Genomic DNA, 17,320 nt, shown 5'->3' with positions numbered 1-17,320 from the left:
GGCGCCAGCGAGGCCATAGGTGTTGCCTGGGCAGGCGCTATCGCGGGGCAAGCCCGCTCCCACGAAGCACGCTCCCACGGGTAGCCCCTAGAGCATCGGCGCGACCGATGCCTCCTGCCGCGGCCACGCATCCAGCACCGCCTTGAACAGCGTCGCCAGCGGGATCGCGAAGAAGATCCCCCAGAAGCCCCACAACCCGCCAAACAACAGCACCGCGCAGATGATCGCCACCGGGTGCAGGCTCACCGCCTCGGAGAACAGCAGCGGCACCAGCACGTTGCCATCGAGCGCCTGGATGATCGCGTACACCGCCATCAGGTAGATGAACTGATCGCCCCAGCCCCACTGGAACAACGCGATCAGGGTCACCGGCACGGTCACCACCACCGCACCTACGTAAGGCACCACCACCGACAGCCCCACCAGCAGCGCCAGCAGTGCGGCGTAGTTGAGCCCCAGGCTGATGAAAGCGATATAGGTGGCGACACCACAGATCAGGATTTCGATGCCCTTGCCGCGGATGTAGTTGGCGATCTGCCGGTTCATCTCGTCGCCCACCCGGTTGAGCAGGGCGCGCTCGCGTGGCAGGTAGCCACTGACCCAGCGGCCGATCAGTTCGCGGTCCTTGAGGAAGAAGAACACCAGGATCGGCACCAGCACCAGGTAGATCATCGCGTTGACCAGCAGCGGCAGACTCGACAACGAGAAGGTCAGCGCCCACTGGCCGAACTTGCCGATTTCTCCGCGCACCGACTCGATGGCGCGCAGCACCTGCTCGTCCGATACCAGGTGCGGGTAGCGCTCGGGCAGCAGCAGCAACAGCGACTGCCACTTGCCCAGCATGCCGGGCAGCTCATTGAACAGGGTGATCAACTGATGCCAGAGCAACGGCACCAGCACCAGCATGAACACCGCCAGGGCGCCCATGAACAGCGCGAACACCAGCCACACCGCCAGCCGTGACGGCACCTTGAAGCGCTCCAGGGCGTTGACCAGCCCCTGCATCAGGAAGGCCAGGACCATGCCCGCCAGCACTGGCGCGAGCATGCCGCCCAACGTCAGCACCACGGTGAAGGCCAGGAACAGCAGGACCGCCAGCACCACTGCCTCCTCATCGGAGAAGTAGCGCTGCATCCAGTCGCGTAGCACTTTGATCATTGCCGATCCTTGAAAGAAAACTCAGGCCTTGCGCAGCCAGTACGTGTACACCCCGGCCTCGGCCGTTTCGTGCAGCAGCGTATGACCGGCAAGCCGGGCAAAAGTGCGAAAGTCGCGTTGCGAGCCGGCGTCGGTAGCGATCACCTTGAGCACCGCGCCACTGGCCAGGCGATTGAGCTCCATCTTCGCCTTGAGCAGCGGCAACGGGCAGTTCAGCCCGCTGGCGTCGAGTTCGGCGTCGCAGGTCAGGGTGTCACTCATCGGGCGCGTCTCCACAGGCAGGGCAAAAAGGGCACTAGGATACCGCCACTGGTCGGCATCGTGCGACCCGGCTACAGTAAGGCTTTTGACCGACGCGAGCTTGTGCATGAATCTACTGCGCCCCACCCTGCTGACGCTGGCCTGCCTGATGGCCCTGCCCGGCCACGCCGACGACCTGCCGTCACTGGGCGATGCCAGTTCCGCGATCGTTTCGCCACAACAGGAGCACCAGCTCGGGCGCGCCTGGCTGAGCCTGCTGCGTGGCAACGTCAACCAGCTGAACGACCCGCAACTCAAGGATTTCGTCGAGACCAGCGTGTACAAGCTGGCCGAGACCAGCCAGGTGCAGGACCGGCGTCTGGAGTTCATTCTCATCGATAGCAAGGAACTCAACGCCTTCGCCGCACCCGGCGGTATCGTCGGGGTCAACGGCGGGCTGTTCCTCAACGCCCAGACCGAAGGCGAGTACGCCTCGGTACTGGCCCACGAACTGGCGCACTTGTCGCAGCGTCACTTCGCCCGTGGCGTCGAAGCCCAGCAGCGCATGCAGCTGCCGATGATGGCGGCGCTGCTGGCGGGCATCGTGCTCGCGGCGGGGGGCGGTGGCGACGCCGGCATTGGCGTGATTGCCGGTACCCAGGCGGCGGCCATTCAGGAGCAGCGACGCTTCTCCCGGCAGAACGAGCAGGAGGCCGACCGCATCGGCATCCAGAACCTCGAAAAAGCCGGTTACGATCCGCGCAACATGCCCAACATGTTCGAGCGCCTGGCGCGCCAGTACCGCTACGACGCCAAACCGCCGGAATTCCTCCTGACCCACCCGGTCACCGAATCCCGGGTGGCCGACACTCGCAACCGCGCCGAGCAGGCGCCGGCGGGCGGCGTCGAGGACAGCCTGCGCTACCAGTTGATCCGCGCCCGCGTGCAGCTCACCTACGAAGGCACCCCGGGCCTGGCCGCCAAGCGCTTCCGCGCCCAGCTTGAAGAGAACCCGCAAATGGACGCCGCGCGCTATGGCCTGGCGCTGGCGCAGATCAAGGGCGGCCAGCTCAACGAAGCGCGGGAGAGCCTCAAGCCGCTACTGGCCAAGGCGCCCAACGACATCACCTACAACCTGGCGCAGATCGACCTGGACATCACCAACAACCGCCTGGCCGATGCCCAGCAGCGCGTCCAGCGCCTGCAGGCGTTGTACCCTGGCAACTACCCGCTGAAACAGGTGCGCGCCGACCTGCTGGTCAAGCAGGGCAAGCCAGCCGAGGCGGAGAAAGTGCTGGATGATCTGGTCAAGAGCCGCCCGGACGATCCGGACGTGTGGTACGACGTTGCCGAAGTGCGCGGCCTTTCCGGCAACACCATCGGCCTGCACCGCGCCCGCGCCGAGTACTTCACCCTGGTCGGCGACTTCGACCAGGCCATCCAGCAACTCGACTATGCCAAGCGCCGCTCGGGCAGCAACTTCCCGCTGGCCTCACAGATCGACCAGCGCCAGCGCGAGATCATGGAGCAGCAGCGCATGGTCAAGGACATGATGGGGCGCTGATCTACAGCCAGAAAGCATCGCGGGGCAAGCCCGCTCCCACGCCGCCAAGGGTTGGTTTGATGATACTTCATCAGCCCTGGCTACGTGGGAGCGGGCTTGCCCCGCGATGGTTTCAAGCCTCGGTCAGGCGTTGCCCGACAACTTCAAACGCGCCGCCTGGGTGAAATCCAGCATGCGGTTGAGCGGCTTGATCGCCTTGGGGATCAGTGCCGGCTCGACGAAGATCTCGTTGCTGCCAGTGCGCAGGCAATCCAGCACACGCTCAAGGGTATTCATGGCCATCCACGGGCAGTGCGCGCAGCTGCGGCAGGCCGCGCCGTTGCCGGCGGTGGGGGCTTCGACGAATTCCTTGTCCGGGCACAACTGCTGCATCTTGTAGAAGATGCCGCGGTCGGTCGCGACAATGAAGGTCTTGTTCGGCAGGGTCTGCGCAGCCTTGATCAGCTGGCTGGTGGAACCCACCGCGTCGGCCAGCTCGATCACCGCTTCCGGCGACTCCGGGTGAACCAGGATCGCCGCGTCCGGGTACAGCGCCTTCATGTCGGCCAGTTGGCGCGACTTGAATTCTTCGTGGACGATGCAGGCACCGTCCCACAGCAGCATGTCGGCGCCGGTCTGCTTCTGGATATAGCGGCCCAGGTGCTGGTCCGGGCCCCAGATGATGGTCTCGCCGTTGTCCATCAGGCTTTCGACGATTTCCAGTGCGCAGCTGGAAGTCACTACCCAGTCGGCCCGCGCCTTCACTGCGGCGGAAGTGTTGGCGTACACCACCACGGTGCGCTCGGGGTGCTGATCGCAGAAGTCCGAGAACTCCTTGACCGGGCAGCCCAGGTCGAGCGAGCAGGTGGCTTCCAGGGTCGGCATCAGCACGCGCTTTTGCGGGGTGAGGATCTTCGCCGTCTCGCCCATGAAACGCACCCCGGCCACGATCACCGTGTCGGCGGGGTGGTTCTTGCCGAAGCGGGCCATTTCCAGCGAGTCGGACACGCAACCGCCGGTCTCCTCGGCCAGGGCCTGGATCACCGGATCGCAATAGTAATGGGCGACCAGCACGGCATTCTGCTTCTTCAGCTCGGCGGCGATGGCCGCACGGTACTCGGCCTCCTGCGCGGGCGTCAGCGGGTGGGGCTGCTTGGCGTCGAGGTGAGCCTGTACCAACAGGCGTTCGGAAATCTGGGTCATGATCGCAGGACCTGCAGGGCGCGTACGCGCGTCAATCGAGTGTATCACCCGGCCCTGACAGATCGGCTAGCGGTGCCGGACGGCCAGCTGGGCGGGCCCTCGCGGCCCCTCTGCGGGCGCGGATTATTATCGGACGGCGAAGGCTACAGGCAATCGGAGCGATGCAAAAGGGGTTTTTGCGTGGCGGGGCTGAATGCAATCGCGGGGGGGGGAGCGGCCCGCCACACTGGTGCACGGGGGGGGGGTGTGGTCCTGTGCGTGGGGTTAAACGCAATTGCGGGGAAACCCCGTCCCCACGACGTGGTCAACGGGGGAGCGGGCTTGCCCCGCGAATTGGGCCTGGAACCCGCGATCAGCCCTGGGGCTGCAGGGCCGCCAGGTGGCCGCTGATCAGCATGGCGAACTCTTCGACGGTCATCTTCTTGCCGTTGAAGTCGACCATGCCATCGGCATACTTCAGGCTCGAAACCACGTCAGTGCCCTGCACCGTGGCCATACCGCTTTGCACCGCCATCATGCCGACCATTTCACCGGCCTGGCTGGATTGCTGGGCGATGGCCTGCGCGTCGGTCTCGCCGCCCAGCAGTGCCTGCAGGGTGGCCAGGTCACCGACCATCGGCTTGGACACGCTCAGCTTGCTGTGCAGGCTGCTGACCAACTGCTTGCCCAACTGATCAGGCGGCAGGTCGAACGAGGTCGGGCTGGCGAAATCCATGGCCAGGCTGAAGTGGCTCTCGCCGTTGGCCGTCTTGAACGACAGCTTTTCCAGCGCCAACTGCGGCTTGCCGGCCAGCATCTTTTGCAGATCGCCCTGGACCTTGGCCTGTTCTGCCGGGGTCATGTCGAGCGACGACAGCGCCTCCCCTTCAGTGACCACCTGCTGAACCTGCGGCGCCTTGGACTGGTACCACTCCAGCAGTGACTGCAAGGCCGGGATGTCGATGGACTTCATGGTGAAGACCATCTCGCCGCTGCCTATCTTGCGCCCGGCATAGCTGATGTCGCCGACCTTGTATTCCAGGCGCGCGGCCAGCTTGTCCTTGGCTTCGCCTTCGGCGCTATACAGGTTGTTCTGCTCCAACCCCTTGAGCACCAGCACTTGCCGATCGGCACCGCTGGTAAGCTGGGCATCGGCCAGGGCCAGGTCGAAGTTGCCGACATGAATCAGGTCGTGGTCGGCCTGGCTGAGCTTGCTACCGACCTTGAAGCCGTTGAGCAAGAGTTTCATCGGCGCCCCTTGCGCATCGACGAAGTACATTTCCAGGCGATCGCTATTGGCGTGAATTTCGGTGCTCTTGGCCTTGCTGTCACTGCTCAACAGCAGTTGCATGCCGGAGAAGTCCAGGACCTCTTCGCCATCCTGCTTGAGCTTGACCGGCGCCAGGCGGATATCGCTTTCGACCGTGCCGCCATAGCCCAGGCTGATCTGACCGCTGGCCGGCACCTTGTCACCCGCCGCAGCGAACCACGGCGCGGTGAAATCGTCTTTTTCCAGTGCAAGGTTGCTGGTGGCCATCACCGGCATCAGCTTGAATGCCTTGACCCGCGACCAAGGGAACGGGCCATGCTCGATCTGGTCGGCCACGCTGAAGTCGAAGTTCACTTTCTCGACCTCGTCAATTGGAATGTCTTTGACCTTGAAGCGGTAGTGCGCCGTGCTGGTGAAGAAATGCTGCTCCAGCGAAGCCAGTTCGACGGTCACGCTGCCGCCTCTGCCGACCAGGGCTCTCTCCAGTTCTGCGTTGAACTGGATGACGGAGCGCTCCAGCTCCGCCGGCAACTGTTTGCCGGTGTACCAGGCGCCAGCGGTGGTCGCGACGGCGATGGCGACGGCCAGGCCGGAAAGGATGCCTACTGATTTCTTCATGAATAGAACCGATTGCTGTCCATAGGGGGGCTGCGCGTGGAAGCACGCGAGGACGCGCAGAATACCACTGTCAGGGTGAGCGCATGGCATAGCAGTAGCACACACGCAGGCGAGGCACCGTACCACCGCCCTTCTTGTCGTCAATATTTATAGACACGAGAATCCGCACAAAACAGGTAAAACGCCAAAAAAAGGCAGAAAACCCCTTTCAATGTAGATAAAAAACAACATGACCGGGCAGTCTGTCATGTTTAACTTGACACCCTAATGACCATCGTTTTTTATTTCACCCACCTTGCAAGCGCCCATTCCACGAAGAAGAACAATCGCGCCGCCATCATGCCCAAACGCCCCTGCCCGCACGCGCCGCCTTCCTCGTCCCGGCGCTTGAAGCCCTGACACCCGCGCCCTCTCCGCGCACTTCGCAGCTCCAACATAAAAGGTGAACAACATGGAGCCCACCCGCTCGACCTTGCCGTGCCCGCCGCACGCCGTGCCTGCCGTCCAACGCCAGGAGTACCACGCGCATGCAGCCTGACCACCGCGCCACCGGCAACGGCCAGTTCCGTAAATCCCTGCGCCTCTGGCACGTAGTGATCATCGGCCTGGCCTACCTCACTCCGATGACCGTGTTCGACACCTTCGGCATCGTCTCCGGCATCACCGCCGGGCACGTGCCCAGCGCCTATATCCTGGCGCTGGCGGGCATCCTGTTCACCGCTGTGAGTTATGGCACCCTGGTGCGGCGTTTCCCGCAGTCCGGTTCGGCCTACACCTACACCCAACGCGCGATCAACCCGCACGTGGGCTTCCTGGTGGGCTGGTCGTCGCTGCTGGACTACCTGCTGCTGCCCATGGTCAACGCGCTGCTGGCCAAGCTGTACCTGTCGGCGATGTTCCCCGAGGTACCGGCATGGATGTGGGTGGCCGGCTTCGTCACCGTGATCAGCCTGATCAACATGCGCAGCATTAACCTGGTGGCGCATTTCAACCTGCTGTTCGTGCTCGTCCAGGTGGCGATCATGAGCGTGTTCGTCTACCTCTGCGTGCGTGGCCTGGATCAAGGAGAGGGCCTGGGCACCGCGTGGAGCCTGGTGCCGTTCGGCGACGAGCAGACCCAGTTCGCCGCCTTGGCCGCGGGTGCGACCATCCTGTGCTTCTCGTTCCTGGGCTTCGACGCGGTCACCTGCCTGTCGGAAGAAACCCGTAATCCAGGCAAGACCATCCCGCTGGCGATCTTCCTCACCGCACTGATCGGCGGCGTGGTGTTCATCGGCGTGTCGTACTTCATCCAGGCCTACTTCCCGACCATGCAGCGCTTCCACGACCAGGAAGCGGCGCTGCCGGAAATCGCCCTGTATGTCGGCGGCAAGCTGTTCCAGTCGGTGTTCATCGCCTGCACGGTGATCAACACCATCGCTTCGGGCCTGGCGTCGCAGACCAGCGTGTCGCGCCTGCTGTACGTGATGGGCCGCGACAAGGTGATCCCGGCCAGCGTGTTCGCCCGCCTGCACTCGCGCTACCAGACCCCGGTGCTGAACATCGCGATTGTCGGCCTGGTGGCGCTGTCGGCGATCTTCTTCGATTTGGTCACCGCCACGTCGATCATCAACTTTGGCGCGCTGGTGGCGTTCAGCTTCGTCAACCTCTCGGTGATCAACCACTGCTACCTGCGCGAAGGCAACCGCCAGGGGCTGGCCAACAAGATGAAGTACCTGGTGCTGCCGACCATCGGCTTCTGCATCATCGTCTCGCTGTGGCTGGACCTGAATGAACACTCGTTGCTGTTCGGCGGCGTCTGGGCGGCACTTGGCGTGCTGTACCTGGGCTGGCTGACCAAGGCCTTCCGGGTTGCGCCACCGAACTACATCGCTGAATGAACCACACCCGACGCCCGCCTGACCGCGGGCGTTCTGTTTTGATCGAGAAGGAAAAGCCCATGTCGCTGCGCCGCCTCTCCATCCAGTGGAAGATCACCCTGCTCGCCGGCCTGTGCCTGCTGGCCATCGTCGCCCTGCTGGTGGCCACCTCGCTCACCCAGGCCCGGCGCAACGCCGAGCAGGTGTTCCTGGCCAACACCGAGCTGCTCGACCACAGCGCCCGCCTGCGCCTGCAGGCCCACGGCGAAACCCAGGCACTGCGCATCCAGCGCTACTTCATGGACGCCTACCAGTACGGCAACGGTTTCGCCCGCCTGGTGCAGGCGCTCAAGGCCCGGGGCGGCGCCGACCTGCGCAACCAGCTCAACCACGAAGCCCGCGCCGCACTGGCCGGCAACCCCGACCTGATCGGCCTGTACCTGGTGTTCCAGCCCAACGCCCTGGACCAGCGCGATGCCCAGTTCGTCGGCCAGGCCGATGCCGGCAGCAACGACAGCGGGCGCTTCTCGCTGTACTGGTCGCAAAGCAGCCCCGGCGCGCTGGAAACCGAGGCCATGCCCGAGTCGATGCTCGCCGACGCCAGCATTGGCGCCAACGGCTCAGCCTACAACCGCTGGCTGACCTGCCCGCTGGAAACCGCCAAGGCCTGCGTGCTCGACCCGTACTTCGACGAGATCAACGGCCAGAAGGTGCTGATGACCAGCATCGCCCTGCCGCTGCTCGAAGGCGGCAAGGTGGTGGGTGTGATCGGCCTGGACATTGGCCTGGACAACCTGCAGCAGCTGGCCCTGGCCGGGCGCCAGGAACTGTTCGACGGCCAGGGCCAGGTGAGTATCGTCAGCCCGGTCGGGCTGTTGGCCGGCCATAGCCAGGACGCCCGGCAACTGAGCAAGACCGTGGAGCAGGCCTTCGGCAGCGCCGCCAGCGCCTTCGCCGCGCCCCTGCGCGCCGGCCAGCCGGTCGAGCGCCTGGATAACGGCATGATGCGCATCTCGCGCCCCTTCACCCCGATCCCCGGCGCCGCGCCCTGGCAGGTGCTGCTGGAGCTGCCGGAGAGTGTGCTGCAAGCACCGGCGGTAGCCCTCAACCAGCGCTTGGACGATCACAACCAGCGCGCCAACCTGACCAGCCTGCTGATCGGCCTGGGCGCTGCCGTGCTGGGTCTGCTGCTGGTGTGGCTGACCGCCCGCGGCGTGACTCGGCCGATCCTGGCGGTGGCCGCGCGCCTGAAAGACATCGCCAGCGGCGAAGGCGACCTGACCCGGCGCCTGGATTACGCCCGCGACGACGAGCTGGGGCAATTGACCGGCTGGTTCAACCGTTTCCTGGACAAGCTGCAGCCCGTGATCGCCCAGCTCAAAGGCTCGGTGCAGGAGGCCCGTGGCACCGCCGACCAGTCATCGCTGATCGCCAGCCAGACCAGCACCGGCATGCAACAGCAACACCGGGAAATCGAACAGGTGGCCACCGCCGCCAACGAAATGAGCGCCACCGCCCAGGACGTCGCCCATAACGCCGCGCAAGCTGCCCAGGCCGCACGCGGCGCCGACCAGGCCACCCGCGAAGGCCTGGCCCTGGTCGCGGCCACCCGCCAGGCCATCGACCAGCTGGCCGGCGGCATGGATGCAGCCATGAAGCAGGCACGCTCGCTGGAAAGCCGTGGCGAGCAGATCGGCTCGGTGCTCGAGGTAATCCGCGCCATTGCCGAGCAGACCAACCTGCTGGCACTCAATGCCGCGATCGAGGCCGCCCGCGCCGGCGAGGCCGGGCGTGGCTTCGCGGTGGTCGCCGACGAAGTGCGCAGCCTGGCCCAGCGCACCCAGGTCTCGGTGGAGGAAATTCGCCAGGTGATCGAAGGCCTGCAGCAGGGCACCCAGGACGTCGTCGGTGCCATGCACGGTGGCCAGCGCCAGGCCCGCGAGAGCGCCGCGCAGATGGAACAGACCCTGCCCGCCCTGCAACGCATCGACCAGGCGGTAACGGTGATCACCGACATGAACCTGCAGATCGCCTCCGCCGCCGAGCAGCAGAGCGCAGTGGCCGAGGAAGTGAATCGTAATGTCGCGGGGATTCGCGATGTGACCGAATCGCTGGCCGGGCAGGCCGATGAATCGGCACGGATCAGCCAGGCGCTCAACCGGCTGGCCAACCAGCAACAGGGTTTGATGGAGCAGTTCCGCGTCTAGGAACGGCTGTGCACTAGTACTTTGAGGGCCGCTCAGCGGCCCAGACAACGTTTCTCGAGGCTTTCATTTCCTGTTGACGATCTTTTCACTTCACCTGCTCTAGCGTCGCCTCCTTTATGCAGCCGCCAGCCTGATGGCGGCTATCTGGCTCCTGAGGCGCACGTGACCACCCCATCCCCCACCGCAAAAAAAACCATGGACTGGGCAGGCCTCGGCTGGCTCCTGCTGTTTTTCTGGTATTTCTCCGGCGTCACCCAGGCGCTGTTGCTGTTCAGCGGCACCACCGGTTTCGCCGGGTTTCGCGACGCCTTCATCCTCAGCAGCCTGTGGCTGGCGCCGGTACTGTTGCTGCCACGCCTGACCCGCGGGCTTGCGGCCGTCATCGGCCTGGTGTTGTGGGCCAGTTCGCTGGTGGGCCTGAGTTACTTCGCCATCTACCATCAGGAGTTCTCGCAGAGCGTGATCTTCGTGATGTTCGAGTCGAACACCGCCGAGGCCGGCGAGTACTTCAGCCAATACTTCAGTGTTTCGCTGTGCCTGGCGCTGCTGCTGTACACGGCGGTTGCAGTGCTGCTGTGGACCCGCATTCGCCCGGTTACCCTGCCTCTGCGCAGCCGCATCCCCGTGGTGGCCTTGCTGCTGGTGTCGCTGCTGGTCCTGCCGTTCTACAAACAGCTCGTCACCCAGCAACGCACCTTTGCCGAAGCCCGCGAGAAGGTCGAACAGCGCATGGAGCCGGCGGTCCCCTGGCAGTTGGTGGTCGGCTACCGGCAATACCGCCAACAGCTCGACAACATGCAGGAGCTGCTGCAAAAGAACGCCGCCCTGCCGCCGCTGCAGAACCTTGCGGACAGCAACGGCGACACCCCGCGTACCCTGGTGCTGGTGCTGGGCGAGTCCACCACCCGCGAACACATGCACCTTTATGGCTACAACCGCGACACCACGCCGAACCTCGACGCCCTGGCCGCCAGCGACAAGGGCCTGACGGTGTTCCGCAACGTGGTGTCGCCGCGCCCCTACACCATCGAGGTGATGCAGCAGATCCTCACCTTCGGTGACGAACAGCACCCGGACCGTTTCCTGACCGATCCGTCGCTGATCAACCTGATGAAGCAGGCGGGCTACAAGACCTTCTGGATTACCAACCAGCAGACCATGACCAAGCGCAACACCATGCTCACCACCTTCTCCCAGCAGACGGACGAGCAGGTCTACCTGAACAACCAGCGCAACCAGAACGCCAGCCAGTACGACGACGTGGTACTCGACCCGTTCGAAAAAGCGCTGCAGGACCCGACGCAGAAGAAGTTCATCATCATCCACCTGCTCGGCACCCACATGGATTACCGCTACCGCTATCCGGCAGATTACGAGCACTTCAAGGACAATGCCGGCGCCCCGGCGGCGCTGTCGCCGGACAAGCTGCAAACCTACAACTTCTATGACAACGCGGTGCGCTACAACGACTACGTGGTGTCGAGCCTGATCAAACGGTACGCGGCCACCACGCCGAACGGCTTTTTGCTGTACCTCTCCGACCATGGCGAGGATGTCTACAGCTCCGGCCAGCACGATCGCCTGGGGCGCAACGAAGGCGACCCGACCCGACCGATGTACACCATCCCCTTCCTGCTGTGGACCTCGCCAAGCTGGCAGGCCAGCCACCCACGAGACCTGCAGGCGATGGCCTCGCGCCCTTACAGCAGCTCGCACCTGATCCACACCCTGTCCGACCTGGCCGGGCTGAGCTACGACCGCTACGAGCCTGCCAAGAGCCTGGTGAGCACGCAGTTCAGCCCCAGCCCACGCTGGATCGGCAACCCCTATGTGAAGAACGGCCTGCATGAGTTCGATCGGTTACCGACGGACAAGGGGCAAGCCGAACAGAAGACCGTGGACAACCCGCCCGCACGCCCGGACAAGGGCTGAACCTCCCACCTGCCGCGTCCCCATGACAGCCGCTACCCGCAGCACCGGGTAGCGGCTGTCTGCCGTGTGCTGCGTGCGACAAAAGTTCACACGCAGCCCCTTTACTTCGATCAGCGCAATGGCAGAATGCCACGACCCGGAATGGCCCCTGTCGCATCGCTGGTGACCCGTTGCTTGCTCGCGCAGCCGAATGTCCAGAACCGCCGCCGTGATCGCCACAGCCCTACGCCAAGGCACGCATGCCGAGGCAGATCATGCAAGGAAAAGGATTATGAGCACCCTGGATCAGTACACGTTCGCCAACGACAACGACAACATCGTCGTGAAGGAAGGCGCCACGGTGGTCTTCGAAGGCAGCGGCAAGCAAAGCGCCCAGCTCCCTGGCGGCAATTTCGACTTCAGCCGCACGCACGATACCGAACTTGCCTCAGGCCACGTCGATGGCCCGAGCATGCTCGCCCTCTCCGACAACGGCCACGTACTGGCCTGGTCCTCGGAAAACGCCGACTTCAAGGGCATCGTGGTCAACCGCTACAGCGCCACGGGCGAACTGCTGCAGCACACCGAGATCGCCAGCGAAGAAGTCGACGACCCGTCGCTGACCGAACTGCCCAACGGCCAGTTCATCCTGGCCTGGACTTCGGAAAACGACGCCAGCGGCATCTCCACGGTGTACACCCAGCTGTTCAGCGCCGCCGGCAGCAAGCTCGGCAACCCGGTCAAGATCGCCAGCGCGGGCTACGAGCTGGAAGACGCCAAGGTCACCGTGCTCGCCAACAACAAGTACATCGTCACCTGGGGCGAGACCCACGATGGCGACAACTTCCAGGCCCCATCTTTCGCCAACCTCAAGGGCGTGGTGGTCACCAACGGCAAGGCGGCACCCGCGCAGACACTGCTGACTGGCAATGTCGATGAAGGCGAGGCCGATGACGTGGCGATCTTCACCGTGGCCGGCAGCACCAACAACAGCAGCACCCAATGGCTCACCTACACCCTCGAAAAGCCTGAATACGACTCCTTCGGCCAGCTGATCTCGAACAGCACCACGCTGCGCATCACCCAGATCAGCGCCGACGGCAAGCCGCTGGGTACTCCCCAGGACCTGAACCAGGTGACCTCCGCCTACCTCAACGCCACCTACTTCGATGTCATCCAGACCGACTCGGGCTTTCTGGTCAGTTGGGTGGACCAGGGCGGCGTCGGCGGCATGCAGCGCGTCATCTACACCCAGCAGTACGACAAGCAGTTCCAGGCGCAGGGCGCCCGCGGCGAAGTCGTCAGTGCCGAGTCGATCAATGGCGCCAGCGCATTCGCCACCCCCGAGGGCTACGTACTGGCCTGGAACGAATACGCCGTCGGCGGCGCGAAGGTCTACCTGCAACGCTTCAACGCCGATGGCAGCCCGATCGACAACGCGCCGATCCTGGTCGGCCAGGCGGCTGAAAACCAGACGTTGTGGGACGCCCCGGCCATCAGCGTGCGCGGCGATGGCACGCTGCTGGTCAGCTGGGAAGTATCGGCCAACAACGTTAACAGCGACGGCGCCAACAGCGTCCTGCACCTGCAGCAGGTCAACGCCGAAGGCAAGCTGGTCGGCACCATCAACACCGTGATCCACGGCGACGCACAGGACAACACCCTGCATTGGGCCGGCAGCGACGACGTGATCCTGGATGGCGATGCCGGCAATGACACCGCCCAGCTCGACGGCAACCTCGCCGACTTCAGCTTTGCCACCGACGCGGTCGGCAACATCACGGTCAAGGGCCAGCAGACCACCGGCCTGGTGGACATCGAACAGGTCCGCTTCGACGACGCTACCGTCACCGTCGACAGCGGCCGCTTCGCCAACGAGCGCGGCACGGCTATTTCCATGGAGCCGGCTTCCACCACCCTGAGCGATGGCGGCTACGTGATCGTCTGGGAGCAGGACGGCAAGATCCACCGCCAGCAGTACGACCAGCAGCAGGACCTGGTGAAGAACGACCTGCTCGACGGTGTCACTGGCAGCAACCCGATCGTCAGCGCCGGCAAGGACGGCAGCTACCTGATCGGCTGGGCCTCCGGCAGCTACGAGCTGGTGATCCAGGCCTACGACAGCACCGGCCAGCTCGACGGCGCCGCAGTCACCGTGCATACCCAGAACAGCGCCAACCCCATGGTCTACATGGACGGTGCTTCGGTCACCGTGCTGAGCAACGGCACCTGGGTGGTCTCCTGGTCCGAAGAGCTCAGGGACGCTCAAGTCGACCAGAACGGTATCACGCACTACCAGGAAGGCGCCGAGCTGTTCCTGCAACTGGTCGACCCGGTATCGCATGCGCTGATCGGCACGCCACAGAAAGTCGACAAGGGCACCGTCGACAATGCCATCTACGCCAGCGAGCCCAGTGTCAACGCCCTGCCCGGCGGCGGTTTCGTGGTGGTCTGGGAGCGCGAGTACGACGCCACCGACGACGTCGACATCTACATGCAGCGCTACGATGCCAATGGCAACCCCTTGGGCGCCAACGTGCGGGTCAACACCAGCACGGCCGGCGAGCAGATCGGCGGCGACGTCGCGGTGCTCACCGATGGCAGCTACGTGGTGGCCTGGACCAGCATGAAGTTCGACAAGGACGAGAACCCGGTCAGCGGCAACGTGTTCATGCAGCGCTACAGCGCCACCGGCACCAAGCTCGGCGGCGAAACCCCGGTCAATGTCGCAAGCAAGGAGATCCAGGGCGAGCCCGCCATCACCGCGCTGTCCGGCGGCGGCTACGTGATCAGCTGGGCCACCTCCGACGAGGCCGCCCACAGCGGCCCGGCCAACCTGTATGCGCAGGTCTACGACAAGAACGGCGTCAAGGTCGGCAGCCAGATGCTCATCACCAGCGACAGCAGCAACGACCTGTTCCCAGTGGTTGCGGCAACCGCCGACGGCGGCTTCATCGTCACCTGGGAGTCGCTGTCCCACGCGCGTGGCCCCAACGGGCAGAACCTCTCCGGCGACATCTACAGCCAGCGCTTCGATGCCAACGGCAATTCCGCGCAACTGGCCGGCGACCAGGGCGACAACACCCTGACCTGGAGCGGTACCGGCGGCGTCACCCTGCGTGGCGAGGACGGCGACGATCAGTTGCAAGGCGGCAGCGGCAACGACCTGCTCATCGGCGGCGCGGGCAACGACCTGCTCGACGGTGGCGCGGGCGTCGACACCCTGGTCGGCGGCACGGGCGATGACACCTACGTGGTCGACAGCCTCAAGGATGTGATAGTCGAAAACAGCGACGAAGGCACCGACACCGTGCGCGCCTCGCTGAGCTGGACCCTGGGCGCGAACCTGGAAAACCTCAAGCTGACCGGCACGGCCGCGATCAACGGCACCGGCAACGCCGGTGACAATTACCTGCTCGGTAACAGCGGCCGCAACACCCTCAACGGCGGTGCCGGCAACGACACCCTGGATGGCGCCGGCGGCATCGACAGCCTGGTCGGCGGCACGGGTGACGACACCTATGCCGGCGACTTGCTGGTCAAGGGCGTCGGCAAACAGGCAACCTTGGCCCTGGAGGACAGCATCACCGAGCTGGCCAACCAAGGCAACGACACCCTGGTGCTGCGCATGGACGCCAACGCCCTTGCCAACTTCCAGGGCAGCGCTTCGATCACCCTCGGCGCCAACCTGGAAAACCTCGATGCGCACCTGCTGGGCACACTCGGCATCAGCCTCATCGGCAACGCGGGCAACAACGAGATCCGCGGTAACGCCGGCGACAACCTGCTCGACGGCAAGGCCGGCATCGACTCCCTGCGCGGCGGCGACGGCAACGACACCTATGTGCTCGACGATGCCGCTGAACTGCTGCTGCTGAAGGAGTTTGAGAGCGAGGGCAACGACACCCTGCAGATCACCTACCGCAACCTGTCCAAGACCGAGGCCCAGCTGATCGACCTCAACATCGCCTCGCTGGCCAACGTCGAGAACGTGACCGTCACCGGCACCGGCCTGTTCGACATCACCGGCAACGCCGCTGACAACCTGCTGACCGGCAATACCGCGCGCAACGTGCTGCTCGGCGGCGACGGCAACGACACGCTCAACGGCAAGGGCGGCGGCGACCAGCTGGAAGGTGGCGACGGCGATGACACCTACTACGTCTACAGCGACAAGGACGTGGTGGTGGAAAACCTCGGGGCCGGCACCGACACCGTGCGCGTGGTGTCCTACGCCAAGAACAGCTACCTGCTGGCGGACAACATCGAGAACGCCATCGTCGACTCCACTGCGGCCATCAACCTGACCGGCAACGGGCTGGCCAACACCCTCATCGGCAACGCCGCGGCCAACATCCTCGATGGCGGCCTCGGTGCCGACACCCTCCAGGGTGGCAAAGGCAACGACACCTACATCGTCGATGACGCCAACGACGAGGTGGTCGAGCTGGCCAACGAAGGCATCGACACCGTCAAGTCTTCCGTCGACCACAGCCTGGACGACAACGTCGAGAACCTGATTCTGCTCGCCGGCGCCACCAGCGGCACGGGCAATACCCTGCGCAACAGCATCACCGGGAACGCGGCCGACAATGTCCTGGATGGCGGCAAGGAGGTGGACACCCTGGCCGGCGGTGCGGGCAATGACCGCTACATCGTCGACCTGCTGAGCAAAGGGCTGGGCACCAAGGCCACCGTGGCCCTGGAGGACACTGTCATCGAGCTGGCCAACCAGGGCACCGACACCCTCGAACTGCGCATGGGCGCCAATGACATCGCCAGCTTCAAGGGCAGCGCCTCGATCACCCTCGGCGCCAACCTGGAGAACCTCGATGCGAGCAAGCTGGGCGAGCTCGACATCAAGCTCATCGGCAACCTGGCCAACAACGAAATCTGGGGCAGCAACGGCAACAACGAGCTCAACGGCGGCGCCGGCAACGACATCCTGCACGCTGGCGACGGCGGTACCAATGTGCTGATCGGCGGGCTCGGTACCGACATCATGCACGGCGGCACCGGCAAGGACATCTTCAAGTTCAACGCACTGAACGAGATGGGCCTGAATGAAAAGCAGGATGTGATCATCGGCTTCGGCGCCAACGACAAGCTCGACCTGTCGGCGCTCAAGGGCTACAGCTTCGTGGGCCTCGATGCGTTCACCGGTGCCAAGCAACTGCGCTATGCGGTCGAAGGGGGCGACATCGTGGTGTACGGCAACAGCAATGCCGATGGCGCGCCGGACTTCTCCATCAAGCTGCAGGGCATCACGACATTGTCGCCGGATCAACTGACCCTGTAAGGTACACACCCTGCCCGCCCCGGTTCGCCGGGG

8 protein-coding genes and 2 pseudogenes are annotated in these 17,320 nt (G+C 64.5%); 6 read left to right on the top strand and 4 right to left on the bottom strand.

The window, feature by feature from the left end:
• Positions 1–87 precede the first annotated feature (87 nt).
• Together ACO6VM_RS04850 and ACO6VM_RS04845 are read right to left on the bottom strand one after the other, a co-directional pair.
• Complete coding sequence (locus ACO6VM_RS04850; RefSeq protein ID WP_125859647.1) at positions 88–1,158, bottom strand: AI-2E family transporter; 1,071 nt, start codon at positions 1,156–1,158, stop codon at positions 88–90.
• 21 nt (positions 1,159–1,179) lie between these two features.
• The gene (locus tag ACO6VM_RS04845) at positions 1,180–1,419 is read right to left on the bottom strand and encodes a sulfurtransferase TusA family protein (RefSeq protein ID WP_110992328.1); all 240 of its coding nucleotides are present in this window, start codon (positions 1,417–1,419) and stop codon (positions 1,180–1,182) included.
• Between the two features lie 106 nt (positions 1,420–1,525).
• Between ACO6VM_RS04845 and ACO6VM_RS04840 the strand changes: the two genes are divergently transcribed.
• Positions 1,526–2,962, top strand: coding sequence for a M48 family metalloprotease (locus ACO6VM_RS04840; RefSeq protein WP_323830195.1), 1,437 nt, complete (start codon positions 1,526–1,528; stop codon positions 2,960–2,962).
• A 123-nt stretch (positions 2,963–3,085) separates the two neighbouring features.
• Here ACO6VM_RS04840 and nadA read toward each other — a convergent pair whose 3' ends face one another.
• Together nadA and ACO6VM_RS04830 are read right to left on the bottom strand one after the other, a co-directional pair.
• On the bottom strand, positions 3,086–4,144 hold the full coding sequence (gene nadA / locus ACO6VM_RS04835) for a quinolinate synthase NadA (protein ID WP_401056633.1): 1,059 nt from the start codon (positions 4,142–4,144) through the stop codon (positions 3,086–3,088).
• A 352-nt stretch (positions 4,145–4,496) separates the two neighbouring features.
• Entirely contained in the window at positions 4,497–6,011 is a 1,515-nt protein-coding gene (locus ACO6VM_RS04830) for a YdgA family protein (RefSeq protein ID WP_401056635.1), read from the bottom strand.
• A 527-nt stretch (positions 6,012–6,538) separates the two neighbouring features.
• Between ACO6VM_RS04830 and ACO6VM_RS04825 the strand changes: the two genes are divergently transcribed.
• The 5 genes and pseudogenes from ACO6VM_RS04825 to ACO6VM_RS04805 all read left to right on the top strand — a co-directional run bounded on the left by ACO6VM_RS04825 (position 6,539) and on the right by ACO6VM_RS04805 (position 17,287).
• The gene (locus ACO6VM_RS04825; protein WP_347148587.1) at positions 6,539–7,891 is read left to right on the top strand and encodes an APC family permease; all 1,353 of its coding nucleotides are present in this window, start codon (positions 6,539–6,541) and stop codon (positions 7,889–7,891) included.
• Positions 7,888–9,219, top strand: a pseudogene (locus ACO6VM_RS04820) (HAMP domain-containing protein); the annotation flags it as partial. The gene ACO6VM_RS04825 and the pseudogene ACO6VM_RS04820, both read left to right, overlap by 4 nt.
• Positions 9,220–9,534: 315 nt before the next feature.
• Positions 9,535–10,077 (top strand): annotated as a pseudogene (locus ACO6VM_RS04815) (methyl-accepting chemotaxis protein); the annotation flags it as partial.
• 162 nt (positions 10,078–10,239) lie between these two features.
• The gene (locus tag ACO6VM_RS04810; RefSeq protein WP_422402829.1) at positions 10,240–12,009 is read left to right on the top strand and encodes a phosphoethanolamine transferase CptA; all 1,770 of its coding nucleotides are present in this window, start codon (positions 10,240–10,242) and stop codon (positions 12,007–12,009) included.
• A gap of 271 nt (positions 12,010–12,280) precedes the next feature.
• The gene (locus tag ACO6VM_RS04805; RefSeq protein WP_401056639.1) at positions 12,281–17,287 is read left to right on the top strand and encodes a beta strand repeat-containing protein; all 5,007 of its coding nucleotides are present in this window, start codon (positions 12,281–12,283) and stop codon (positions 17,285–17,287) included.
• Positions 17,288–17,320: the final 33 nt, after the last annotated feature.

This window comes from Pseudomonas sp. GZD-209 (genome assembly GCF_049310485.1).
Lineage (GTDB): Bacteria > Pseudomonadota > Gammaproteobacteria > Pseudomonadales > Pseudomonadaceae > Aquipseudomonas > Aquipseudomonas sichuanensis.
The sequence above is the reverse complement of the archived record's forward strand: the minus strand, read 5'-3'. Positions and strand labels throughout refer to the sequence as shown.